The following is a 25,610-nucleotide window of genomic DNA, read 5'->3' on the forward strand; positions in this document are numbered from 1 at the left end:
AATTACCGGTTGTTTCGTATATCTTGGCCTCTTTTCGCCCTGTTCCTCAGTTGTGTACATAAAGTACACTCCTTCGTAACATGTCGAAAATCGTCTCAAGCTATACGACCCTGGCGGCAACATTTATTATTAAACAAGCTCTTAAACAGTTTCTTAACATCAGTCATTTTCAGGGCGCAGGCGACGTACAGTCACGGCTGTCTGCCACATCTCCGACTCGCGGAGAGCCTTCAGCTCGGCCTCAAGTTTCACGCGATAGTCGGGCTTGGAGTTGGAGTCGATGGAAATCTGGGCTTCGTTGCCTGACTTCACGCTGTCGTACAGCTTTTGCACCACAGGCTTGATGGCATCGTGGAAGGGGCCCATCCAGTCGAGCGCGCCGCGCTGTGCGGTAGTCGAGCAGTTGGCATACATCCAGTCCATACCCTTTGCGGCAAACAGAGGCATGAGCGACTGGGTAAGTTCTTCTACAGTCTCGTTGAACGCCTCGGAGGGTGTATGTCCGTTTTCGCGGAGCACCTCATACTGGGCAAGGAGCAATCCCTGTATGGCGCCCATGAGCGAGCCGCGTTCGCCGGTAAGGTCGGAAGTGGCCTCACGCTGGAAAGTAGTCTCAAAGAGATAGCCCGAGCCGATACCGATACCAAGGGCGATTGTGCGCTCCATAGCGCGGCCTGTGGCATCCTGGTAGATGGCATACGAAGAGTTGAGACCACGTCCTTCGAGGAACATAGTGCGGAGTGAAGTGCCGGAGCCCTTGGGAGCTACCATAATGACATCGATATCCTTGGGAGGAACAACACCTGTACGGTCATTCCAGGTAATGGCGAATCCGTGGGAGAAGTACAGCGCCTTGCCGGGGGTAAGGTACTGCTTGATTGTGGGCCATACCGACATTACTGCTGCATCCGAGAGCAGACACATCACGATAGTGGCGCGCTCGGCAGCTTCCTCGATAGAGAAGAGAGTCTCACCCGGTTTCCATCCGTCGGCCACAGCTTTGTCGTAGGTCTTGCCCTGACGCTGGCCGACAATCACGTTAAATCCATTGTCGCGCAGGTTCATGCTCTGACCGGGACCCTGCACACCATAGCCGAGCACGGCGATGGTCTCGTCCTTAAGTATCTCACGAGCTTTTTCCAGAGGGAACTCCTCACGGATGATGACGTTCTCTTCAACGCCTCCAAAATTCATTTTTGCCATAATAGTTATGTGGTAATTTAATTAAGTAATTGTTTTTATTTTATGTATTCAGCCGCATACCGGATGATATTCGTCGCGGCGCCATGTGAAGGCGGCACGCATACACGGACCGTCGGGACCGGTAATCTGCTGTGTAAAGCGCATCGGATTGTCGGGGTCGGCGGCAGTAGTCACCGTGACCGACTGAGGATAGACGGCTTCATGGAGAAATGCCATGTCGAGACGCACAAGGCTGTGGGCATCGTGCCAGGGGAGTGGCCACTGGTCGATAAGCAGCTCAAGATAGCGCACGGTATTCACATGTCGGTTGAAGTCGAGGTCGGTATAGCGGAATGTATAGGCTGTATCGAGCATGTCGTCGCCCTTGGGCTCGCGGAGCCTGGGCGTAGGGGCTATCGGACAGGGCCTGTCCTCTACCACCACCTGCGCCAGGGTGTCAAGCGATGGTATCTCCCCGGCCACACGGCGCTTGATATCTATAGCCATCCATATTGTACGCGCGTAGCCGAGCACTTCGCCCGACCTGACAGATGTAATCTCCATGTTGCGCTGTGAGAAGAGGCGGTTGCACCCCTCGACCCATGTACGCAGCGCATACTCCTCACCTACCGAAGGCCACCGGTTCATCTCAAGCGACACACGCGAGAGCACCCACGCCAGTCCGTGGGCCTGAAGCCGGGCATATCCGATGCCGAGATAATTGGCATGCAGGGTAGCGACCTCGATAAGACGGCTGACCATCAGAGGTGGTGTCATACACTGCTCCGGACCACACTCTGCCGCGGTAAGCAGATAGCTCACCGAATATTCCTTTATAGTCTGCTCCTCGACACTCATTTTAAGAACTTTCTTTTAAAATAAACAAGCTCTAAATATGAATTTAAACAGTTTCTAAATATGCGATTTACGTATCTCCTGCTCCTGAAGGAACATGGAGAAATACTCCTGTGCCGACTTGGTGACTGCAACGCGTCCGGAACGTACGAACTGACGTATGTCATATTTCTGTAGTTCCCGGAACAGAGCCTCGGTCTCTTCAGAATGACCGGTCTTCTCGATTATCACGTATTCGCGCGTAATCTCGAGAATGCGCGCGCTGTGACGGCGTATCACATCCTCCACGCTGGTGTCGTCGAGAAGCTGGAGGGTGGGCACCTTGTACAGAGCCACCTCCTGGTATACAATTTCGTCGTCGGTATAGAGAAACGCGCGAAGCACATCGATGCGCTTCTCAATCTGCTTTACCACACGCTCCATCATGGCGCGGTTGCTCAAGCAGGTAATTGTGAATTTATGTATCCCTTCGATTGACGAGGGACTTACCGACAGGCTCTCGATATTGAGCCCGCGACGATAGAAGATCACGGAGATCTGGTTGAGCAGTCCGGCCTGGTTCTCGGTAAAGACTGTAACGGTAAATAGCTGCTGTTCCATTATTTGTCGGTAGGATATGTTTCGGTGGCGTTAATCATCACGTGGTCGACGTGTGCGCCTGCCGGAGTCATGGGGAAAATCATGTCGGTCTCGTCGATATTCACATCGAGCAGATATGCTCCGTCATGGGCAAGCATACGCTCAATGGCTCCTGATAGCTCCTCGCGGGTGGCCACACTCTCGGCAGCGATGCCGTAGGCCTTGGCTATCATCACGAAATCGGGATTGAGAAGCGGAGTCTGTGAGAAACGGTCGTTGAAAAAGAGCGACTGCCACTGACGCACATTGCCGAGGAAGTTGTTGTTGAGAAGCACAATCTTCACATCGGTGCCATACTCCATTATCGTGCCCAGTTCCTGGATAGTCATCTGCAGGCCGCCGTCGCCGGAGTAGAATACGACAGTGCGCTCCGGCGCTCCCATCTTTGCTCCGATAGCAGCCGGTAGTCCGAAGCCCATAGTGCCCAGACCTCCGGAGGTAACAATCGAGCGGGGCTCGGTAAAACGCGAGTAACGTGCGGAGAACATCTGGTTCTGTCCTACATCAGTCACCACGATAGCCTTGTGACCGGTGGCCTTGCTGACGTTGTTTACTACCTCGCCCATGGTCATGCGGCCTTCGCCGGGATGTACCTCGCGCATCACCACCTTCTCATACTCCACCCGTGCCGGCTCGTCAAACAGGGCAAGCCATTCCTTGTGGGTATTCTCTTTCACCAGCGGCAGCAGAGCCTGCAGAGCCGCTTTGGCGTCGCCGTGGATAGTGGCGTGAGTGGCTATGTTCTTGTCAAACTCTGAAGCGTCGATGTCGATATGCACGATTTTGGCCTGGGGAGCGTAGGCCTTGACATTGCCGGTGATGCGGTCGTCGAAACGCATGCCTATGGCGATTATCAGGTCGGCCCGGTTGGTGTTGATATTGGGTCCGATATTGCCGTGCATGCCGAGCATGCCCTTATACATAGGATGTGCCGAGGGGATTGTCGACAGACCCAGCAATGTTGCGGCCACGGGTATCTCGGCCTTTTCGGCGAGAGCGGCAAGCTCAGCCTCGGCGCCAGATATCATCACGCCATGGCCTGAAAGTATCATAGGACGCTCGGCGGAATTAATCATAGCGGCCACCGTCTCCACATCGTTCATGTCAATTACCGGATAAGGCGTATATGAACGTATGTATTCGCATTTTTTGAACTGAAAATCGGTAAGCCCGACTTGCGCGTCCTTCGTAATGTCGAGCACTACGGGGCCCGGACGCCCGGACGACGCGATATAGAATGCACGGGCCACGGCCCATGCCACATCCTCGGCGCGTCGTATCTGGTAGCTCCATTTTGTAATAGGCTGAGTGATGCCCACTACGTCGGTCTCCTGAAATGCATCGAATCCGAGGAACGGAGTCGCCACCTGTCCGGTTATCACAACCATCGGAGTGCTGTCCATAAGAGCGTCGCTCAGTCCGGTGACAACGTTGGTGGCCGCCGGGCCTGAAGTAACTATAACCACACCTGTGCGTCCGCTCACGCGGGCATATCCCTGTGCGGCATGAGTGGCACCCTGCTCGTGGCGCACAAGTATGTGCTTGAGCTTGTCCTGGTAGTCGTATAGGCGGTCGTAGACCGGCATAATAGAACCACCCGGGTAACCGAACACGAGATCGACCCCCTCACAGATAAGAGAGCGAATCAACGCATCGCCGCCTGATATCTTTTCCATAATCAATATATGCTATGTTTCCTTATTAATAATATGATGGCTCGCAGCGCGGTCATATGTCGCCACGCACCCCACCCTTGTCGGCCGAGGTGACCATCGCCGCATAGGCCCGGAGGGCTTTGCTGACATAACGGTCGCGCCCGGCGGGTGTGAACGCCTCCTTGCCGCGGGCCTCCTCGGCAGCGCGTCGGTCGGCAAGCTGTTCATCGGACAGCCGCACCGAGATAGTGCGCGCGGGGATGTCTATGTCGATTATATCACCATCGCGCACAAGGCCGATGTTGCCACCTGCGGCCGCTTCGGGAGAGATATGTCCTATCGACAGACCGGATGTGCCTCCTGAGAAACGTCCGTCAGTAATCAGCGCGCATTCCTTGCCGAGATGCTTCGACTTTATGTAGCTCGTGGGATATAGCATCTCCTGCATGCCGGGGCCTCCCTTGGGGCCTTCGTGGGTGATGACGACTACATCGCCGCTCACTACCTTGTCGCGTAGAATGCCGTCGACAGCCTCTTCCTGCGAACGGAATACCTTGGCCGGACCGCTGAAGCGGAATATACTCTCGTCGACACCGGCTGTCTTAACAACACATCCGTCGATGGCAATGTTTCCATGAAGCACAGCCAGACCGCCATCTTTTACATATGCATGCTCGAAATCGCGTATGCATCCGGCAGTGCGGTCGGTGTCGAGCGACGGATATACGGCGCTCTGCGAGCCCATCACCAGATTACGTCCACCGCCTGGAGCACTGTGCCACAGGCTGTCGGCCTCGGGAGTGTAAGCGCTACCTTCGGGCGAGTAGCGCTCGATGGCCTCTTCGAGAGTAAGACCGTCGACACGCTTCACTCCGGTATGCAGCAACCCGTTTAGAGCAAGCTGCTTCATTATCGACAGAATGCCTCCGGCACGGTTGACATCCTGGATATGATAATGTGAGTTGGGCGCCACCTTGCACAGTACGGGGGTGACACGCGACAGGCGGTCGATATCATCGATAGTGAAGTCGGCACCGGCCTCGTTGGCTATAGCCAGCAGATGGAGCACGGTATTGGTAGAGCCGCCCATGGCTATATCAAGCGACATAGCGTTGAGCATCGCCTCGCGTGTGGCTATATTGCGCGGGAGCACGGATTCATCGCCATGAAAATAGTAGGCCTCGGCATTCTTGACAATCTGGCGGGCCGCACGCCTGAAGAGCTCGCGTCGGTTGGCATGTGTGGCGAGCACGGTGCCGTTGCCGGGGAGAGCAAGCCCGATGGCCTCGTTGAGAGAGTTCATCGAATTGGCGGTAAACATGCCGGAACATGACCCGCATGTGGGGCAACCTTTCTGCTCAAGCAGACGCACCGTATCGTCGCTTACCGACGAATCGGCCGAGTCAATCATTATGTCGATAAGGTCGAGCGGACGACCGTCAAGGTCGCCGGCCTCCATGGGCCCTCCGCTGACAAATATCGCGGGAATGTTGAGACGCATGGCCGCCATAAGCATGCCAGGAGTCACCTTATCGCAATTGGATATGCATACCATGGCGTCGGCCTTGTGGGCATTGACCATATACTCTACAGAGTCGGCGATAAGGTCGCGCGAAGGCAGAGAATACAGCATACCGTCATGCCCCATGGCTATGCCATCGTCAATGGCTATGGTATTGAACTCGGCGGCAAAGCAACCGAGCCGCTCTATCTCTTCCTTTACAATCTGTCCGGCATCATGCAGATGTGTATGCCCCGGAACAAACTGGGTAAACGAGTTTACCACGGCTATCACCGGACGGCCCATCTGCTCCTCCTTCATGCCGTTTGCTCTCCAGAGAGCTCTGGCACCGGCCATCCTACGGCCTTTTGTCGTGGCGTCGCTGCGAAGTGGGTGTGTCATTATATTTTTTGTTTTTAGAGCCTTTTAATATCTATATGAATAAACCGAAAGCCCCTACCGCTTGATGTGGAGGGGCTTAGTGATTATGAATATTGCCTGTCGACCGCACGCTCACTTTACCCCAACACATATGCTAAGGACGGAAAGAATAATGCTGACCACGAGGCCGGCGCTACCGATAATTGTGAGTGGCAGTGTCATAGGCTAATATATTTGCTATTACTTTGCGCAAATTTATAACATTATGCCATAAAAACCAAATATTACACAGAAAATCGCAATCTGTGCAATGATTTCACACTAATTTTCTTAATTAGGCCTCTATTCCTACAAAATCTCATAGCCGATAACAAACTCTAATCCTGAGAGAGTATATGAATGAAAGCCGGTTCGACAATGTATCATGTCGAACCGGCTACACTAAACCGATGAAAAATTGGAGAGAGAAGAACTCAATATTTAAGCGTAAGAGTAATCGGATAATGGTCGGAAATATACTTCACGCCATATTTCTCACTGCTTACAACATTGAATTCCAACGGAGTCACGTTGCGGTAAAATATATGGTCGAGATTCCAGGAATCCTTTGGCACGCCGCCCCCGAATCCGTTGAAACTGTAGGTTTCAGGGTTGAGATTGACCGGAGCCGACTCGCGCGCACCGTTCATCCATTCAAAATATGGAGCAAGCCCCTCGCGCCTCTTGTCGGAAGGATGCCATGAGGTGTTCATGTCGCCGGTGATGAATACCACCGCATCATCTCCGGCTTTCTCCTTCATTCTTGACACATTGAGCCTTACACACTCCGTGCGGGCTTCATTGTCGGCCCACTTGTAGGGAAGATGTGTATCGTAGAAATAAAGGTCCTTGCCGGCCACTTTATCATACAGATGCACCCATACGGTGACACGATACTGGCGGTCGGTAGCATTCCATTCCGGTTGCGACGGTTCGTCGGGAGTGGGACTAAGCCAGAAGTGACCCTTGTCGAGCAGAGTGAAGCGCTCTTTGAGATACATTATAGCCACATGTCCGCACTGCTTGGGGTCGGCACCGTTTTCAACTGCGCTGAAGAAACCGTAGGTATCGCCCAAGTCCTCCACAAGATCGGCACGCTGGTCGGCGCGCGGTTCCTGAAATCCGATTATATCAGGACGCTCGTCGCGTATCATGTCGATGCTGGGCTGCCTGCGGACAGCCCATGCATTTTCAGCGGTATCAATCTTATTGGTGTAGCGGAGATTGTAGGACATCACCTTCATCGGAGTGCCGGCAGTATCCACACTCTTTGCCTCTACGGGCATGCAGCACAGCGCCATGACCGCAACAGCTCCGGAAACAATATTGATTGCTTTCATATCAATATCTCAGAGTCAGGGTGATGGGATAATGGTCGGAGATATACTTCACTCCATAGCTGTCGCTGTCGACCACCTTAAACTCGAGCGGCGTAACCTTACGGTAGAATATATGGTCGAGATTCCAGCGGTAAGTAGGCGAACCCTCGCCGAAACCATTGTAACTGAAAACCTCAGGATTGAGATTGACAGCCTCATCGCGTGCGGCCCACATCCACTCGAAGTATGGCTCAAGACATCCCGAACGGTCGTCCCTGGAGTCGGCGGATGTGTTCATGTCGCCGGTAATGAATACGGGAACACTGCGTCCGGCCTTCTCCTTCATGCGCGCCACATTGAGCTTGACACACTCAGTACGTGCAGCCTTGTCGGCGCTCTGATAGGGAAGATGGGTATTGTAGAAGTAAAATTCCTTGCCGGCCACATTGTCGTACAGATGGAGCCATATGGTAGTACGATACTGGGTGTCGGTAGCTCCCCATTCAGGGCGCGACTCCACATCAGGTGTGGGGCTAAGCCAGAAATGGCCCTTGTCAAGAACGGTAAAACGGTCGGTACGATACATGATTGCCGTATGTCCGGTACGGTTGTCGGCCACACCGTTGTCGACAGCACTGTACATCGTATACACATCGCCCAAGGCTCCTGCCAGTTCCTCGCGCTGGTCGGGACGAGGCTCCTGCAGACCGATGATATCGGGATTTTCATCACGTATCATGTCGATACTGGGCTGGCGGCGCGAATCCCATGATGTATCGCCAAGATCGATGGTGTTGGAATAACGGATATTGTAGGACATGACCTTCATCGGAGTACCGGCCGCTTCGGCCGATGCCGCCATGTTGTCATCATCATCGGAGCCGCATGCCGAAAGGCCGACAAACAGCATGGAGAGAGGCAAAAGATATATTGGTTTCATAATCTTCGTATCTTAGAATTTGACTGTGCAGGAAATAGGATTGTGGTCGGAGATGTAGGCCACACCATAGTTGCCGTCGAGCGTGGCAAACGACAACGGAACAGCCTTGTAGAGGAAAATGTGGTCGGGAGTCAGACGCGCTCCGGGGGCGGGAGTGCCAAGCCCGTTGTAGCTCGGCTTTGTATCTGCGGCCACCGTACGCGCATCGGTCATCCATCCGTAGTAGGGAGCAAGACAGTCGCGGCGTGCATCGTCAGCATCGTTCGACGCATTCATATCGCCGGCCAGGATTACGGGTATGTCGCCACCGTTGTCCATGACCATCTTCTGCATCATCTCTACGTTGAGTTCAGCACTGTTGCGGCGCGCATCCATGTCCTCAGGCTCATCACCGTCGTTCATCAGCGTGCATGCCACATAGAAACGTGCATGTGTGGCGTTGTCCTTCAGCAACACCCATGCCGTACAACGGCGTTCCTCATCCTTCGACGCCCATGGATATGTCATTGTATTTGGCTTCTGGCTGAGCCAGTAGCGACCCTGCTGCAACAGAGCATACTTGTCGGCACGATACATTATAGTATTATGGCGTCCGGTGTTGGCGTCATTGCCGTTGACATTGTAGTCGACCGAAGCATATCCGGCAAGCTGCTGCTCGAGATATATCACCTGGTTCCAGTGCTGGCCCTGGAGGCACAGCACATCAGGATTTTCAGTCTCAACCATGCCCAGCAAGGCATCCCGGCGTTTCTTCCAAGACAAGTCGCCGGTCTGGTTTGAATTGTCGGCAAGTACATTGCATGATATGACGCTGACTTCCGTCGGACCGTTCACCTGCTCAACGGTCTGCTTGTCGTCATCGTCGGAGCAGGCGGCAAACAGCAGCATACCGGCCATCAATATAATATTTCTGATTTTCATTTTTTCTGGCGGATAGATAAAATTGTTATTACTTAAGTAACTGTTCTAAATTATTTTATGTCAACCGGTCTGATTATTTCGACCAGTTACTTATTGTAACGGATGGCGAAATAGTCCATGGCGCTTCCTGCTCCCGAGTAAGGATTGGCAATCACGCCGGCATTCCAGCCATAGGATGTTGACGCGGCCTTGCTCACAGGAGTCAGACGGATATACACATGTTCGTGTCCGAGCATCTCGAGCGGCAGCTGGAAATCAATCTGCTTGAATGCCGGGAGCTGCCATTCGTGATAGTTATTCCATATCGGGAAGTCGGGCACCTGGTACTCGCCTATCTTCTGCCATTTAGAGGCATCGGCAAGATCACGCTCGGTCGACCACTCGGCCTTCCAGAATATCGGGCCTACCAGCTCGAGGGCACGTCCGCCCTGCACGGATATCTGCATCGACAGGCGGTCGGTGGTTATACCTGCTGTTGAGAATTCCACAAGCCATGAGTTGGGAGTATCCTCCTCGCCCTCATTGGCTGCTTCTTCCCACCAGTACATGTTGCACCATGCGTTGCCGTTGGTATTTGTGCCCTGTCCCTTTCCGTCGGTATTGAAGATTTTCTTATTGGCATTGTAGTCGGTGCCGTCCTCAAGTATGATACCGAGTCCGGAGCCGTCGTCGCCCACATGGTTGCGGAAAGGTGCAATACCCTTGGTAGTACCTGTCCAGCCAAGGTAGTTCCATGTAGTACATCCATAGCATCCGGCATAGCGTGTGGAGGTATGGGTGAAGCGGCCGTTCTTACCATAGGTCGGGTACCAGTAGGTAAGGCCGTCGGTTTCCTTGGCCTTCCCCTTGATGTAGCGGTACTCGGTGAGGAGATTGGAGAAACTCTCTTCCGCATTAAACTGAATGTCGTCGTACGACTGATGGCGCAGCTGATATGTGCCGATGCGTCCGTGGGTATCGGTATCGTACCCGTCGCCGTAAACATATGCCTTGAAATACTCGAACACCACCACACCGGATATCTTACCCGACCCGTAGGGGAGGCGGCGACCGTCGCGGCGATAGGGACATGTAGTGTTGGTATACAGGTATATGCTCGAACCCTGTATGTCGCGCATCAGACGCGGATACTTGGTCATACGGTGGGCATTGTCGGCAAGAGTATATCCGTCGTGAATCGGAGTCAGAGAGCCCTGGCGCACCGGGAACTCGCAGTCCTTGAGCGTGACGTAAGTGTACATGTCGTCGTCGGTAAGCTCGGAAATGTATTTCTCCTTCACGGGAATGTCGGCGGCAGTGCCGGCTGTACGCCCTACAATCATGGCAGTAGTGATGCCTGACAGCTCGTAACGGTCAGGATCGTTCTCGCCATGGAGCACGGCATCCTTCAGCAGAAGCTGCACGCGGTCGTAGCGGTCGAACACATTGTCATCGGCGGTAGCTGTAAGGATATTGAATCCGTGGCGTCCGTCCTCGCTTTCGAGATATACCGTGCGGTCGCATATCGTGTAGTCGATACTTGTCGGGGTCGACTGTATATTGTCGCCGGCATTACGCGACTCACGGTTGCTCACCACATAGCCGGTGATGATATAATAGTCGTCGATTGTGACGTCGGCGCTCATCCTGGCCATACCGATAATATCCTCGAACGACACGTTGCGTCCAAGCTCATCGTTGCGGTTCTTCTGGGTAAGGAACAGAGTTGTCGCCTGCATCTCGCCCCAGCCGTTGTCAAATGTAAGATTAAGCGTGGCGCTACGCGGATTGTCCGACTGGTTGGCAGCATATTTCAACGACAGGTTGCCGTCGGCGTCGCGGGTCACGCTCTCAATCCATCCGGTCCCCTCTCCGCCGGTATACACGACTTCGGGAATCACATCGGTGTCGAAGTCGAGATTGGTCTCCATACCCTCCTGTCCGTAGCCCGGGCGGCTTCCGTCAAGCACAAGCGAGCCTGACGCAACCTTCACTTCAGGTGTCATCATTCCTCGCTGACGCAGCACAATGGTGTCGGAAAGAGCGGTTCCCTGCGCCGAGACAACAACCTTGGCTATACGAGGGAAAGATGGATTGTCGTCATAGTCGATATAGAACTTGGCGTCGCCGTTTACATCCCTTACGCTGATTTCTGCCCAGGGTGTATCCTCAATAAAGTCGAGACGGCAGTTGCGGTTGGAAAGCAACTGAAGATCGACATGTCCGGCATTGGCGCTAACGGTAAATGTATTGGCCGAAATGCCGAATTCAATCAAAGCGGTATCGTCGATAGCGTCGTCGTTGCACGCCGTAAATGAAAACATCACGGCGGCACAGGCCAACAGCTTTCCGATGATTGGAATATTATATTTCATGATACAGGATATCGTTACTTGTTATACTTGATAGTTATGGCGTCGAAGCGCATATACTGGTCATTGACTTTGGCGGTAGTAGCCTTCAGAGTGCCTTTGGCCAGACCATCTTTTGTGGTCATTTTGGCGGATGCCGCTCTCATGCGCACCGTCACAGACTGCTGCCCGAGCAGAGAGTCGGGAAGGTCGATGATGTACTCTGCATTGCCGGCGGGGCAGTCGCCTTTCTCATATGCCCATACGGGGCAAGGATAGATGATGAGGTTCTTCTTCAGCATCGTGAAGTTTGTGCCGTCGGTCGAATACTCTATATGCCAGTATGTGGGCACCGGTACCGGCACAGCCTGCAGACCGCTGGCACATGTCATCATCATGGTGAGATTGGAGCCTGACATACCCTCGGTCGAGAATGTCCAGGAGATATTGTACCCCTTCTTGTCGGTAAAATTCCACCATGGTCCGCAATAACGGAAAGCATTGGAGAGGTTCTTTGTAGCAAACGTAAGGTTGAAGAAACCTCCGGTAAGCGCAGTCTTTGTACCGGTAAGCGGACAGTTGGTATCCATCACGCCGTTGCCGGTATTGGCGTAGACCTTCGACTCGGAGTCGGTACCTTTCTTTATGTCGGCCGATGAATTCCACTGCCACTCGGCGATTACAGTAGAGAATCCCTGTGTGGCATGGAGATTTATATCTTCACGGCTGAGTACACGAATCTGATAGTTGCCCATCTCGCCGTTGGCCTTCTGACGGTCAAGCGGAGCGTACACCACGACAGCCTTCACGGTGCCTGAGCCTTTGGGCACATGTACACCCTCGCAACGCCACGGAGTCTCGGCATTGACAAGCATCGGAATCACATCGCCGTTTATGTCGCGGAAGAAACGCGGCATACAGTCGGCCCTGTGTGTCGACTTATCGCCTACAGTTATCAGGTCGGAGACATGAGGATATCCGTTATGGAGATTTCCCCACGAGCCGTAGCGGAGCGATACCTCCATGTCCTTTAATGTGACGAATGTGTAGATATCATTGTCTGTGAGCTGACCGATATGGCGTTCTTTGGCAGGAAGCGATGCGGGGGTACCCTCGGTCATCTCAAGTATGTTGGAGGCAGAGAATCCGCGCAGGGTATAGCGTGCGGGAGCATCCTCACGCTCAAGAGTCAGACCGGCTAGAGCGATTTTCACTGTCGCGTAACGCGGCAGAGCGGATATGTCGGCAACATCGTCGAACTTCACTCGCAATCCATACGCACCGTCGATACTCTGCACATAGGCGGTACGGGTGCTTTCAGTCAGATCACACTGGTTCCAGGCAGTATGCGGATTGGTCTCCAGGTTGGGATTGCCCGGCTCAGAGATTACCTGAGCCACGATATAGTCGCGCTCAAGAGCGACAGTGCCGGCCGAGGAAAGACGCGCACGCAGGTCGGCGAAGCTCACCTCGAGAGCAGGACGTGCCTGCAATACAGAGCGCACGGCTGTAACGGAGCCTTCGCTGCCATTGTATGACACGGTAATGTCGGCATGGCGCTCTCCGTCGTAGTGGCTTTCGAGTATATTGGCCTGAAGGCCCTGGGGTGTCATGACGAAACCTGTAATCCATTCTTCGCCCGGCTCTTGATACACTACATTGATATTCATTCGGTTGAAGAACATCTCCATGTTAGTATCCCACAGGAACGACACCGTCTTTGCAAACGATTCAACCTCGGCAACCTGGTCAGGAGCATTGAATCGTATATAGCCTCCCTCGGCATCCTGCACGACAATAGTGGAGGTTGAGTATGTGCGGCCGCTTACTGTATTGCGGGCCGACAGTGTGATGCGGGCCTTGCGGGGCATACCGTCGGAGTTGGCGGCGACGTTAAACCGCACCGAGTCCTCCTCGACAACTATACCGGTAAGCCATCCGGGATTATTTGCTGTAGCCGGTGTGGTTTCTACCGCGCTGTTGTCGGCCCCATCGGCTGTATCAAATTCGCCGTACTCTACCTTTGATGTGATACGGTCAAGCGCAAGGCCGAGGTTGGTATCGAAAGCCACAGCCGAAGCGGCCTCCCAGGCGGGCATGCGGAAACTCTTCTTCATGAGCACCATCTCGGCTGATGTCACAAATCCCGACTGCTCCATGGCAATCTCCTTTGTGTCGGAGCCTGTGGTGAGCACTACCACAGCCTTTCGTGGGATACCGGGGTTTTTGGTAAAGCTGAATATAAACTCGCCGTTGCCGCTTCCGGAGCCCATGTCGATAGTGGCCCATGCTGCGTCGGCAGGATTCTTGAGGGTTGCGGTCCAGTCGCCGGTACTGTATACGAGCACATGGGTCGACCCGCCTCCGGCACCAAGAGTAAGCTCATTCTGAGCCACAGCAAGCGGCAGTTCCAACTTATAATCCTCCTCACACGATGTAAATACCGAAATGAGAGTCATAAGCATGGCCGCCATGATAAGCCGGACATTGATATATGATGTTTTCATTTGTTCTGATATTAAAAATAAGTAGGATTACTATAGACCGTCGGCCTTGTAGGCATTGTTGTCGAGCGCATAGCCCGAGTAGACCACTTCCTTGTCGGGAATCGGATAGTACTCATGGCAGGGACGCATGTTGTTCTGCACCTTGTCGTAGCCGGTAAAGGCATTGGTGCGTTCGTACCATACACCCCATCTTACGAGGTCAAACTTACGCTGGAACTCCCCGAAGAGCTCACGGGCACGCTCGTCCATGATTTCCTGGAAAAGTTTAGTCCAGTTGCGGAACTGATAGTCATCGAGCCCTGCACGGCGCTTTATCTTGTTGAGATACTCGACAGCCTTGTCGGCGTCGGTCTCTTTCATGCAGTAGCACTCGGCCTTCATCAGCAGGGCGTCGGCATAGCGGAACACCTTGTAATTGTTGGAATCGTAAGTACCCGACATGCCAGGACACCAGAATTTCGGGCCGAAAGCGGTATAGCCTGTGGTGGGGAATTTCTGTCCCTCATAGCCGGAGTGGATGAGGTTGATGGCGTCACGCTTGTCGACAGTGCCCTCATACATCAGTGACCCTGAAAAATATGCCGAAGGTAGCATAGGCGACCAGGCGGTGGCATCCTTTCCAAGGATAGGTATCTCCACACCATTGTATATGGCCTCGCCTGTAGTCTTGGGATAAGGCATACATATGGCGGCAACGTTCGACGAGTAGTTGACACCGCCGGCAGTATATGTGTGCTGTATCTCGAATATAGATTCGGGAGTATTCTTGTTGCGGAACATGATGTCATCTATCGGATACTGGTCAAGACTGCCGTAGATTTCCTCAAGGTGTGCGATGGCGGAGAGAGCCGTATCGTAATCCTTGTTCCACATGGCCATCTTGGTCACGAGCATCCATCCCATGGCGGCGCCGGAGCGGTTGCCTTCGACATCAGAGGTACGTACCTGCTCCATCAAAGGCAGGATTTCAAGTAGTTCGGCGATAATCTTGCCGCGTGTCTCCACTGCCGACATACGCGGCAGGTGGGCTACCTCATACTGAATCTCCTCAGTAGTCACATCGACAGTATAGTAAGGCACGTCGCCGAAGAAACTTGTAAGCACGTAGTAATAGAACGCACGCATTATCCGGGCTTCGCCCAACAACGGTATCTTATCCTCCTCAGAGAGCGGCGAGTTGGTTATGCCTGCCTCGGCAGCGTTGCAGTACATGACACCGCGATAGGAATATGTCCACACGTCGGCACCGTGGCGGGGCTGCGAGGGGGAAAGGTCAAGCACGGCGTCGAGTGTGCCCGAGCGGGCAAACGCAATGTCGGTAGTCGACTCCGTGGCAAGCATCATCTTGTAGGTATATATATTTTTTAGCGGGATATAGCAGGAATTCAGAGCCGAGATACACTGCGCCCGGTTCTTATAGAAGGTATGCGGCTCGGAGAATCCATCAACATCCTCATCGAGGCTGCACGAGGAAAAAACCGACGATACCGCTACCGCTACTGCTGTCAGAAAATATTTGATTTTCATATTCGTCTTGATTATGATAATTTGTGAATATGCCGGTCATCAGTAGCGCATCTGCACGCTGAACACGAATGTCCGGGCTTTGGGGTAAGCGCCCATATCGACACGCCTCAGGGCCGAATCGTCGCTGCTTGACACGTCAGGGTCAAATCCGTTGTACTTCTTCCAGAGCCATAGATTCTCGCCCGATACGGTAAACTGGATATCGCGCATGAACTTACACTTGTCGCTGAGGTCGAGAGTATATCCGAATGTGATGTTCTTCAGACGCAGATAGGAAGCGTCGTGAACCATGAAGTCGGAAGGCACATGGGCATTGACAGCACCCGCACGCGGATAGTCAGAATCAGGATTACGCACCGGATGCCACGAGTCGAGCATGTAGCGGTACTGGTTGGTGAAGTTACTGCCCGACATATAAATCTCCGAGTAGTTGTATATCTTTCCTCCGATAGAATATGTGAAGTATACGCCCAGACGGAAGTTGCGCCAGCGGAAATTGTTCTGCAGACCGCCGTAAAGGATTGGGTCGGCATTGCCGAGATACACGAGGTCGTCCTGGCTGAGCACACCGTCGCGGTTTATATCGTAGTAGCGCGGTGTACCGAGATTGCCGGCGATATTTCCGTCGTTGAGAGTCGACGGGGGAGCATAGGCCTTGGTAATCTTGTTGCGGTTGAACTCATCGACACTGTGCCATACGCCGGCGTACTTGAATCCCCACAGGGCGTTGAGAGGATATCCCTTCACATATCCCTGCATCATGTAGGGATTATTGCCCGGAGAATCCTGGGCCGACACGAAGTCCTCGCTACCGATTTCGTCGACCATCTGCTTGTTGTGTGCGAGAGTGAAATTGGTGGTCCATGAGAAATCGCGGTTAGAGATGTTGCGGCTCTCGATGCTGAGTTCGACACCCTTGTTGGATGTCTTGCCGAGGTTGGTGAATCGGGTGGTATATCCCGACTGGCTTGCGGTCTGCACAGTAAGGAGCAGGTCGGTGGTACGCGATATATATCCCTCGGCGGTAAGGGTAAGGCGTCCGTTGAATAAGGAGATATCGGCAGCCACATTGTAGAGGTCGGTCTTCTCCCATGTGAGGTTGGGCGACGCGAGGCGGCTCGGATAGAATGCCACGGGCTGTGAACCGCCGAATATGTAGCCGTTGGTGGTGCTTGACAGAGCTGCCATCGAGCGGTAGGCCGATATGGCGTCGTTGCCGGTACGTCCGGCACTCAGACGGATAGAAAGTTCGTCGAGCCAGTCGACACCCTTGAGGAATGCTTCGTTGGCGGCGTTCCACTTCAGGGCTCCCGAGGGGAAGAAGGCCCACTTGTTGTTGGCGGCGAAGTTTGACGCGCCGTCATAACGTCCGGTGAAAGTAACGTAGTAGCGCTGCTTGTAGTTGTAGTTGAATCGGGCAAGCGCCGACATCTTGGTCTTCTTTGTTGTGGAGGTTGCGGCCGAGTATGTCTCCTTGTCGGGGACAGCGTTCATATTGTTCCACTTGACGTTGTCGTCCATATATCCCTTACCTTCGAGAGTGAAATTGTCGCCGTGGTAGGTATATCCGGTGAAACCGCCCATCACGTCGAGATTATGTCCGCTCTTTGTGTTGAGGTTGAAGGTAAGCGTGTTTTCGCTCGACAGGGTATATTCACTCCAGTCGGCCCTGTATGCCTCGCCGCCTTCGCCCTCCACCTTACGGGGCAGTGTGCTCGGATAGTAGCGGAATGTCTGGCGGTCGTAAGTATAGTAGGAGTTCTGGCTGCGGAATTTGAGATTGGGGAGTATGGTCACATCAAAAGTGATGGCATGGTTCATCGACCGGCGCTTCAGATTATGGGTGTTAAGGTCGATTGTCGAACGCGGAGTATTGATTTTCTGTCCGTTGTTCCAGAGCGGATTGAAGTTGTCGTTAGCCTTGATGAGCGGGCTGAGGTATATGGCCGCCTGATAGTATGCCGTACCGCCGATTGAGGCGAGGTTCATATCCTGGTCACGGTGGGTGTACGTACCTTTGTACCCTACTTTAATCCATTTGGCAAATTCGTGTTCGAGGCTGAGTCGCCCGGTAAAGCGCTTCATGCCGCTCTTCTCGATGATACCCTCGGTGTCATTGTAGCTTATCGAGCCGTAGTAGCTGGTCTTGGCGCTGCGGCCGGATATCGAGAGGGCATAATTCTGGGTCGGGGCAGTACGGGTAATTTCCTTCACCCAGTCGGTGCCGTTTCCGAGCGAGAATGGGTCGGGATAGGGATATTTGCTCAACGGGGTGCCGTCGCCTACAGCGTCATTGCCGTCGGCTGTATTGAAATAAGCATAGTCGTTGCGATACTGGGCAAATTCCGACGCATTCATTATATCGAGGCCTTTGGGGAGTTGCGAGAATCCGATATCGGCCTTCAGAGTGATATTCGGCTTTCCGCTTGTGCCGCTTCCCTGCTTGGTGGTGACGATGATTACACCATTGGAGCCGCGCGAACCGTAGATAGCGGTGGATGATGCGTCCTTCAATACAGAAATCGACTGGATATCGGCCATATTCAGGTCATTAAGGTCATGAACGGCGTCCATTACTCCGTCGACAACGATAAGAGGCTCGTTGGACGCAGAGATAGAGCGGGTACCGCGTATACGAATCGATGTGCTGGAGCCGGGCTCGCCCGTGGTGCTCATGATATCGGCACCGGCGATACGGCCCTGAAGAGCCTGGTCGACCGAGAGTACCGGAGTATCCTTGATATCGCTCATCTTGACATTGGTCACTGATCCTGTCATATCGGTTTTCTTGACAGTACCGTAACCGATTACCACCACCTCATCCATCTGCATCTGCGCATTAGGATTAAGAGTGATGTTGATTGTGGCAGGAACTTCCTTGACCTTTACCTGCTGCTTGTCGTAGCCGATAAAGGCAAATTCCAGAGTTTCTCCTACGGAGGCACGGATGGTATACGCTCCGTCAATGTCGGTAGAGGTGCCGCGCGAGGTGCCGGGAATGCTTACCACGGCTCCGGTGAGAGGTTCACCTGTCTCATCGCTTACCACACCTTTTACCATACCGCCTGCTCCCTGGCTGAATGCCGGCGGCACGCACATAAGCAACGACACCATCACTACGGATATCCTCATCAGGATACCACGCAGAGTGTCGGCTGTTGTAACAATGCTTCTTGGTTTCATTAGATGTTGGGTTAGTTAATAATTCAAGTATCTACACGTTAAGGTTAAGAATATGCATAAAGTGGTATAGGTCGGGGCAACGTGCCGCAGGAGGCGTGACCGCCCCGACACGTTTATTTTATTGCCGTTACGGCAAAGGGATGTTGTACAGCCTCATGTGCGGCCTGTTGTGCTATAGGAGCATTGTCGTCGGTAACGGGAGTGCAGTATTTCCCCGATTCGGTCGACGATACGGAATAACGGTAAGGACAGTCGGCAACGGATTTTCCGGTAGCCGGGGTGATTATTGTCTCGAATACCGCGCAGGCAGCGGCATAGCGTGTAATACCGAGGTCCATGTGATAGCTGTCGCGGGTAAGCTGGAGGCCATTGTCGGCATTAATCCTTGATGTGCGTAGATTCTCCAGCACGGCTCCGGTAGAGATGACAACATCGATTCCGGTGTCGGCCATCAGCTGTTTCACAACACCCGATGTAGTGGCAAACATCTTATCGCGACTGTTGCCGAAGGAGTTCAGCAACACCGTGGAGCCGTTGCTGTAGGTCTGCGACATGAGGTAGACGACCGTGGGACGGCTATCCTTGCGGTATGTATAGAATATATCACGCAATCCCTCGACAGCCGGTTCAAGCACTCCGGGCCACGACCATGCCTCGCTGCGGCCGGTGTGCTCCTGGATTACGATTACATCCCAATCGCGGGCAGCCAACGCATCGGAAGGTTTGTCGTCGAGAGTACTGTTGCCGCTCCACGACTTAGCGCTGGCTGAATAGTCATAGCGAGCGCAGACCCCGGATGTATAAAAGTTGGAGTAATATTCAGGGAGCGTGTATCCTCCATGGTAAAGACGTGTCATATTCACACCGGTGATACCCGATGCTGAAATCATTCCGGGAAGATGCTCGGTAGCATCGACTGTAAAACTGTTGCCTATGAAAAGTAGATTCAGTTCACCGCAATTCTCGGGAAGGGCAGGATTGTAGGGCGTATACATCTCGCTTCCTACAGTCATTGTCCCGTCGGCGAAACAGAAATATATATGCTTGCGGGCATTTACCACACAGTGAAGAGTCTTTCCGGCTTTCACCCCGATGTCAACCCCATCAATCAACAGATTGCCCGACAAGCCGACCGATACGACAGGAGCTATGTCAGGAGAGATATCCGGCGCCGCATCAGCTCTCAGAGTCTTGCCGTCGACCATGATATCGCCTCTGCTTCCGGCCAGGATATAAGGCACTCCACCTTTGGCTACCGATACATTTCTACCACCTACGGATACGAGCCGGAACTCCTCGCCGGCGGCGGTGATTGTACGACAGTAATCATAGTTGTCGACACTCTCCGAGATGAATCTCTTCAGCCCGGTGTAATCAATCGTTTCTTCAGGAAGTACAGGCGTATCGCCCGGAGTTTCAGTTTCGATATACTCGCTGTCACTATCCGACCGGCCGCATGATGCCGATGAGAATAACGCCAGCATGGCTATTGCAATAGCAAAATAACGTTGGCTTCTGACGCCGATATTTCGCCGTATGACCGCACTGTCATTCAGGCATATAGAAGGGTAATTTCTACCCCTCCCCATTATATTTCTCATTATCAATCATTTATGGTCTTAGATGAGTTAATACATGGTCTTCATGGACTATCGGCAGCTTTCACAGTCTACCGATTTGTCTGAGTCGGCAACAAATATAACCATATTTTTACATATCGAAAAACAATTTTACCAATTTTTTTCAAAACGAAACACGCCTACTCCATCAAGTACACTGCCGGTATCATCCGGCCTTACAAAACAGCAACAACTATAAAACGTTAGCATGAACAAGAGGCATACAAACAAAAGTTGAAAACAGTATGTTTAATAATCATATTTATAATTCTCCAAACAAAATTCACACATGATGTTAAGATACATGAAACGCGGCGTAACGGCACTGGTCGTTGCAGCAGGCTCTATCATATTTGCTACCGGTCTATACGCACAAAAGCCATTGGCCGACCAGCAGATTGATTCACTTGCAGGGTCTCATAAGATAATATATATCGACGGACGTCCGGCCGATGCGGGTACTCAGGCCTATGTTGATTCGATACGCCAGAAAATCTCGACGTTCTATTACGACCAGTTCCGCCATTTTTCCGACCCGGCTGCCCCCTACTTCATGTTTCTGAGCAAAGACGCCCAGCTTGCCATGGGTATCGGAGGGTGTGTGAGGATGCGCGCATACTACGACTGGGGAGGAGCGATACCGTCACGAGGATTCGCACCATACCTAATCCCTATGCAACCCGACCCCGCCGACATGCGTCACCTAGGCAGCTCTCCATCAGGCACCGCACTGTTTTTCCGTGTACTGGGACGCAACAAGGCGCTTGGCGAATACCAGCTCTATATCGAAGCCAATTTCAACGGATACCAGTATCTCGGGTTCCAGCTTAAAAAAGCATATGCCATAATCAACGACTTCACTATCGGCTATACCAACTCCACATTCAGCGACCCTGCGGCGCTGCCACCTACTGTCGACGCTCAGGGACCCAACAACAAAATATCTCCCACTTCGGTACTGGTGCGCTATATGCCCACATTCAAAGACCGCTGGACAGTAGCGGTATCAATCGAGGCTCCTGAGAATTCTATCGGGGCCGACAATGAATCAACCGAGAAAGTAAGTCCCTGGATGCCTGACTTCGCGGCATTTCTGCAATACCAATGGGCGGCGGGACAACATGTAAGACTGGCCGGAATAGTGCGTACCCTCTCATACCGCGACCTCATACAAGGACGAAACCATAATACCACAGGATGGGGACTACTTCTCAGCTCGGTAGCGCGTCCGACAAATGCCATCACCACATATGCCAACGTATGCTACGGACACGGCTACCAGAGTCTGGGAGGCGACCTGCTGATGGGTAGCTACGACCTCATCGGCGACCCGGACATCCCCGGACAGCTGTATGCTCCGGCATCGTTCGGATGGTGCCTGGGTGTGCAGTATAATTTCCTCCCCAATCTGTTTATGTCGGTTGCAGCAAGCCAGACACGGTATCTCCCTTCGAAAGCCGTAAGCCCGGATGAATACAAGTACGGCATGTTTGGTGTAGGCAATATATTCTGGAATCTGACACCGCGCATGCAGATGGGGGCTGAAATAGACCTTGGAGTGCGCCGCAACTTCAGCGGAGCCCACCGCTGGGCCCACCGGTTTGGAATCATGGCCCAGTTCTCATTCTGACCGATACGAAACCTTCGGCTTTCGTAATACACATCAACGATTGCTTTTTTCATACAAGATTTGCGAGTTATACCGCCAATATCTAATTTTGTAACTCACAATTAATCTTTCACATAAACTACATCATGAAAAAAGTAATCGCTCTCCTCGCTGCAACACTCTTTGCCTTATCACCGGGAATCAGTGCCGCAGAAAGCACTCCCGCTCCAGTAAAATGCAATGCATACAACACTATCCGTACCGAAGTGCCCAAACGCGCGAAAGGACAGACCGATATGCTTGAATTTGCCGCCGCGCCGATTGACACCGTACGCATCGGATTCATCGGTCTTGGCATGCGCGGTCCAAGCGCTGTAGAACGTTTCACCCATATCCCGGGCACACGCATAGTAGCGCTGTGCGACCTTGAGCCTGCACGCGTCGACTCCGCCCAGATGATACTGCGCCGCGCCGGCCTCCCTGACGCCGCCGGATACTCCGGCTCGGAAGACGCCTGGAAGAAACTCTGCGAACGCAAGGATATCGACCTCGTATATATCGTGACCGACTGGAAGACGCACGCTCCAATGGGTGTATATGCCATGGAGCATGGCAAGCATGTGGCAATCGAGGTTCCCGCTGCTATGAATCTCGACGAGATATGGCAGCTTATCGACACTTCCGAACGCACTCGCCGCCACTGCATGCAGCTCGAAAACTGTGTCTACGACTTCTTTGAGATGAACACTCTGAACATGGCCCAGCAGGGACTTTTCGGCGAGGTACTCCACGTAGAGGGCAGCTATATCCACGACCTGAAAGAATACTGGCCATACTACCACAACGACTGGCGCCTGAAGTATAACATCGACCACCGCGGCGACGTGTATCCTACCCACGGCGTAGGCCCGGCATGCCAGCTGCTCGACATGCACCGCGGCGACAGAATGACTACACTTGTGTCGATGGACACCAAGGCAGTCAACGGCCCGGCGTACATAGAGGAGACAACCGGCAAACGCCCTGAGAAATTCCTCAACGGCGACCACACAATGACAATGATACGCACAGCCAACGGCAAGACTCTCCATATACAGCATGACGTACTTACCCCGAGGCCCTATTCACGTATGTACCAGCTTACCGGCACCAAAGGCTTTGCCAACAAATACCCATCGCAGGGATACGCATTCGAGCCTGAACAGATTGCAGACAACGGCACTGTGCCCGACCATGAAAACCTCACCGCCCACAGCTTCATATCAGCAGCTCAGAAAAAGGCTCTCGAGGAACAATACACCCACCCTATCATACGCGAGGTTGGTGACCAGGCCAAAAAGGTAGGCGGTCACGGAGGCATGGACTATATAATGGACTACCGTCTCATCTACTGTCTGCGCAACGGTCTGCCTCTTGACATGGATGTATACGACCTGGCCGAATGGTGCTCGCTCATACCCCTGTCGGAAATTTCCATCAACAACGGCTCTGCACCGGTAGAGGTACCCGACTTCACTCGCGGTGCCTGGAACCGTGTAAAGGGATACCGCCACGCAATGGCCGACCCTGCCAAGGATGCAATGAAAAAATAATCATCTGCACGAATCTGCCATCCAAGAAACCCACCTATATCCAACATACAACGGGGCGCACTTCACTCAACGAAGGCGCCCCGTTAATTTTCTTCTTGTAAATTCAGAGACAAAAGTATCCTGACTTCAATTCATATTCCCCTGCCACACATCAACAGCTTGCGAGGGGCGTGAAAATGTGGTGGTGAATCTGTGGCCGTGGATATCGGTGAACTCGACTCTGACAGGTGTGTCGGGGCGTGAAGCACGAGCCCGAAACATGTGGGCAGTTTTCTCAGGCATGAGCGACTTGTTTACAGCCACCCCTTCGGCCTTAAGGGGGATTGCGCGCAGCATGAAGTGGAGCGGGTCCTGCGCCTTGACGCGTGTCACTTTCAGCTCGCGACCATCCTCATACATCCTCACAGTGCATCCAGGCTCGTAGGCCCATACATTGGCGAGCACGACATTGCGGTTGGTCTCATCGCCTGGCAGATAGTCCTTAGTGAGGGTCGTGTCGGTTATAGCCACACAGTTGAGGTCGTAGACGCGCATCTGACAGTCGGGACTCATGGCAAATCCCTTGTAGAGCTGAGTAGGCTCCGGAGTGGAGAAATTCCATATAGCGTATCCCCATGGAGCGCCGTCACCGCCCATCCAGAAATTGGGACGTGGCGGCTTGATACGTGCGGGCCACCAGGTGCCGCAGGCGGCCTGATAGTTGTACTCGCGTATGCGTCCGTCGGGAGTATGCTGAAAATGGCTGTTATGGGCATGTCCCGACAATACATTAACCCTGCGGAAAGGTGCAAGCAACGAGTCGATACGCTGACCTCCGTCGGTCATACGATAGACCGATTTAACCGTGTCGCCCTCAGCCACAGGATAGCTGAGCAACACACCATGCATGGATATGAACAAGGGCGCATTCTTATCCCCGACGGAAGCAAGATCGCGCTCAAGCCATGCGAGCTGGGAGGAAGTCATGCCTGTGCGGTAGTCGCGTTTGCCATGATGGCCGGGAGCGCCGTCGGCATTATTGTACAGAATATTGTCGAGCACTACAAAGTGGGAGCCTCCGCGGTTGAAGGAATAGTATGACGGGCCCATCTCCCGATGCCATGTGGTGGCGGCAGGGATATCGCCGGCAAAATAGGGGTCATTGTCGTGGTTGCCCATGGTATGATATACCGGAGCATTGACTGTAAACTCCCTGTTGAAATCGGCAAGTCCATAATTATTGTCATACCAGTAATACTCACATGTCTGGTCGCCGAGAGTCAGAATTATGGGGCTCAGACCGCATGAACGCAGCGAGTCGACAGCACGGTTGAGATCGCGCACGTACAGATCGCGCAGGCGCTCGCGGTCGCCGGCTCGGTTTGCAATCTGAATGTCGGCTACGGCAATCACCGCAAGCGACGAATCGGCCGCAAGCCTCCGCAGACGGAAATCGACAGGCGACGTCTCGCCTTCCGACACGTATTGCCAGAATTTAGGGCGGTTGCCAAGTCGCTCGGCCGGCTCATATCCGTCGGGGGTAGATACAAAAACGTAGCCGAGATCAAGCGGCGACACCAGAGAATAGTGTCCCGACGGGTCGGTCAGCACTACCTCATGGCCGTCGGATATGGCCGCTCCGGCCACCGGTGTGCCCGAAATATCCGTGACAGTGCCATGTACCAGAGTATCGGCCATCACAGGGAGAACAATGGCCGACAGAATTGATGCAAACAGGATTCTCATTTTATTAGTGTAAGAGCTTGTTTAATAATAAATGTTACCGTCAGGGCGGTCAATCGTCGAGCATATTTTCGCTTGTGATGAGGGAG

At 53.2% G+C, this 25,610-nt stretch carries 16 protein-coding genes; 2 read left to right on the forward strand and 14 right to left on the reverse strand.

The features are described 5' to 3' along the window. Nucleotides 1–159: 159 nt before the first annotated feature. From ilvC to K2I50_RS04645, 13 genes are all read right to left on the reverse strand, one after another. On the reverse strand, nucleotides 160–1,203 hold the full coding sequence (gene ilvC / locus K2I50_RS04585) for a ketol-acid reductoisomerase (RefSeq protein WP_068961760.1): 1,044 nt from the start codon (nucleotides 1,201–1,203) through the stop codon (nucleotides 160–162). A 48-nt stretch (nucleotides 1,204–1,251) separates the two neighbouring features. Then, on the reverse strand, nucleotides 1,252–2,040 hold the full coding sequence (locus K2I50_RS04590; protein WP_301025048.1) for an acyl-[acyl-carrier-protein] thioesterase: 789 nt from the start codon (nucleotides 2,038–2,040) through the stop codon (nucleotides 1,252–1,254). A gap of 54 nt (nucleotides 2,041–2,094) precedes the next feature. Then, nucleotides 2,095–2,640, reverse strand: coding sequence for an acetolactate synthase small subunit (gene ilvN, locus K2I50_RS04595; RefSeq protein WP_526022949.1), 546 nt, complete (start codon nucleotides 2,638–2,640; stop codon nucleotides 2,095–2,097). Beyond that, nucleotides 2,637–4,355, reverse strand: coding sequence for a biosynthetic-type acetolactate synthase large subunit (ilvB, locus tag K2I50_RS04600; RefSeq protein WP_301025061.1), 1,719 nt, complete (start codon nucleotides 4,353–4,355; stop codon nucleotides 2,637–2,639). Before ilvB ends, ilvN begins: the two co-directional genes overlap by 4 nt. 49 nt (nucleotides 4,356–4,404) lie before the next feature. Then, complete coding sequence (ilvD, locus tag K2I50_RS04605) at nucleotides 4,405–6,234, reverse strand: dihydroxy-acid dehydratase (RefSeq protein ID WP_301025050.1); 1,830 nt, start codon at nucleotides 6,232–6,234, stop codon at nucleotides 4,405–4,407. A 452-nt stretch (nucleotides 6,235–6,686) separates the two neighbouring features. Next, nucleotides 6,687–7,592, reverse strand: a complete 906-nt coding sequence (locus K2I50_RS04610) for an endonuclease/exonuclease/phosphatase family protein (protein ID WP_301025051.1) — start codon at nucleotides 7,590–7,592, stop codon at nucleotides 6,687–6,689. A 1-nt stretch (nucleotide 7,593) separates the two neighbouring features. Beyond that, on the reverse strand, nucleotides 7,594–8,511 hold the full coding sequence (locus K2I50_RS04615; protein ID WP_301025052.1) for an endonuclease/exonuclease/phosphatase family protein: 918 nt from the start codon (nucleotides 8,509–8,511) through the stop codon (nucleotides 7,594–7,596). 12 nt (nucleotides 8,512–8,523) lie between these two features. Next, entirely contained in the window at nucleotides 8,524–9,432 is a 909-nt protein-coding gene (locus K2I50_RS04620; RefSeq protein ID WP_301025053.1) for an endonuclease/exonuclease/phosphatase family protein, read from the reverse strand. A gap of 86 nt (nucleotides 9,433–9,518) precedes the next feature. Beyond that, the gene (locus K2I50_RS04625; protein WP_301025054.1) at nucleotides 9,519–11,786 is read right to left on the reverse strand and encodes a DUF5689 domain-containing protein; all 2,268 of its coding nucleotides are present in this window, start codon (nucleotides 11,784–11,786) and stop codon (nucleotides 9,519–9,521) included. Nucleotides 11,787–11,800: 14 nt separating this feature from the next. Continuing rightward, on the reverse strand, nucleotides 11,801–14,269 hold the full coding sequence (locus tag K2I50_RS04630) for a BACON domain-containing protein (protein ID WP_301025055.1): 2,469 nt from the start codon (nucleotides 14,267–14,269) through the stop codon (nucleotides 11,801–11,803). Nucleotides 14,270–14,299: 30 nt separating this feature from the next. Then, nucleotides 14,300–15,796 (reverse strand): RagB/SusD family nutrient uptake outer membrane protein, encoded by a 1,497-nt coding sequence (locus K2I50_RS04635; RefSeq protein ID WP_301025056.1) that lies wholly within the window; start codon nucleotides 15,794–15,796, stop codon nucleotides 14,300–14,302. A gap of 39 nt (nucleotides 15,797–15,835) precedes the next feature. Beyond that, nucleotides 15,836–18,979, reverse strand: a complete 3,144-nt coding sequence (locus K2I50_RS04640; RefSeq protein ID WP_301025057.1) for a SusC/RagA family TonB-linked outer membrane protein — start codon at nucleotides 18,977–18,979, stop codon at nucleotides 15,836–15,838. 113 nt (nucleotides 18,980–19,092) lie between these two features. Continuing rightward, nucleotides 19,093–20,463: a DUF4886 domain-containing protein gene (locus K2I50_RS04645; RefSeq protein ID WP_301025058.1), complete on the reverse strand. Its 1,371-nt coding sequence runs from the start codon at nucleotides 20,461–20,463 to the stop codon at nucleotides 19,093–19,095. A gap of 439 nt (nucleotides 20,464–20,902) precedes the next feature. Here K2I50_RS04645 and K2I50_RS04650 point away from each other — a divergent pair, with 439 nt between their 5' ends. Both K2I50_RS04650 and K2I50_RS04655 read left to right on the forward strand, forming a co-directional pair. Further along, complete coding sequence (locus K2I50_RS04650) at nucleotides 20,903–22,228, forward strand: hypothetical protein (protein WP_301025059.1); 1,326 nt, start codon at nucleotides 20,903–20,905, stop codon at nucleotides 22,226–22,228. A gap of 122 nt (nucleotides 22,229–22,350) precedes the next feature. After that, nucleotides 22,351–23,799 carry a Gfo/Idh/MocA family protein gene (locus tag K2I50_RS04655; protein ID WP_526022950.1) on the forward strand — a complete coding sequence of 483 codons (1,449 nt, stop codon included), beginning with the start codon at nucleotides 22,351–22,353 and terminating at the stop codon, nucleotides 23,797–23,799. A 126-nt stretch (nucleotides 23,800–23,925) separates the two neighbouring features. Here the strand turns inward: K2I50_RS04655 and K2I50_RS04660 are convergent, their stop codons facing one another. Then, on the reverse strand, nucleotides 23,926–25,524 hold the full coding sequence (locus tag K2I50_RS04660) for a calcineurin-like phosphoesterase C-terminal domain-containing protein (protein WP_301025060.1): 1,599 nt from the start codon (nucleotides 25,522–25,524) through the stop codon (nucleotides 23,926–23,928). Nucleotides 25,525–25,610 lie beyond the last annotated feature (86 nt).

This window comes from Muribaculum sp. (genome assembly GCF_029051885.1).
Classification (GTDB): domain Bacteria; phylum Bacteroidota; class Bacteroidia; order Bacteroidales; family Muribaculaceae; genus Muribaculum.

What these genes read in the sequence shown, in the direction of transcription:
- ilvC (WP_068961760.1), bottom strand. Translation starts at nt 1,203, where the DNA reads ATGGCAAAAATGAATTTTGGAGGCGTTGAAGAGAACGTCATCATCCGT.
- K2I50_RS04590 (WP_301025048.1), bottom strand. Translation starts at nt 2,040, where the DNA reads ATGAGTGTCGAGGAGCAGACTATAAAGGAATATTCGGTGAGCTATCTG.
- ilvD (WP_301025050.1), bottom strand. Translation starts at nt 6,234, where the DNA reads ATGACACACCCACTTCGCAGCGACGCCACGACAAAAGGCCGTAGGATG.
- K2I50_RS04610 (WP_301025051.1), bottom strand. Translation starts at nt 7,592, where the DNA reads ATGAAAGCAATCAATATTGTTTCCGGAGCTGTTGCGGTCATGGCGCTG.
- K2I50_RS04615 (WP_301025052.1), bottom strand. Translation starts at nt 8,511, where the DNA reads ATGAAACCAATATATCTTTTGCCTCTCTCCATGCTGTTTGTCGGCCTT.
- K2I50_RS04620 (WP_301025053.1), bottom strand. Translation starts at nt 9,432, where the DNA reads ATGAAAATCAGAAATATTATATTGATGGCCGGTATGCTGCTGTTTGCC.
- K2I50_RS04625 (WP_301025054.1), bottom strand. Translation starts at nt 11,786, where the DNA reads ATGAAATATAATATTCCAATCATCGGAAAGCTGTTGGCCTGTGCCGCC.
- K2I50_RS04630 (WP_301025055.1), bottom strand. Translation starts at nt 14,269, where the DNA reads ATGAAAACATCATATATCAATGTCCGGCTTATCATGGCGGCCATGCTT.
- K2I50_RS04635 (WP_301025056.1), bottom strand. Translation starts at nt 15,796, where the DNA reads ATGAAAATCAAATATTTTCTGACAGCAGTAGCGGTAGCGGTATCGTCG.
- K2I50_RS04640 (WP_301025057.1), bottom strand. Translation starts at nt 18,979, where the DNA reads ATGAAACCAAGAAGCATTGTTACAACAGCCGACACTCTGCGTGGTATC.
- K2I50_RS04645 (WP_301025058.1), bottom strand. Translation starts at nt 20,463, where the DNA reads ATGCTGGCGTTATTCTCATCGGCATCATGCGGCCGGTCGGATAGTGAC.
- K2I50_RS04650 (WP_301025059.1), top strand. Translation starts at nt 20,903, where the DNA reads ATGAAACGCGGCGTAACGGCACTGGTCGTTGCAGCAGGCTCTATCATA.
- K2I50_RS04660 (WP_301025060.1), bottom strand. Translation starts at nt 25,524, where the DNA reads ATGAGAATCCTGTTTGCATCAATTCTGTCGGCCATTGTTCTCCCTGTG.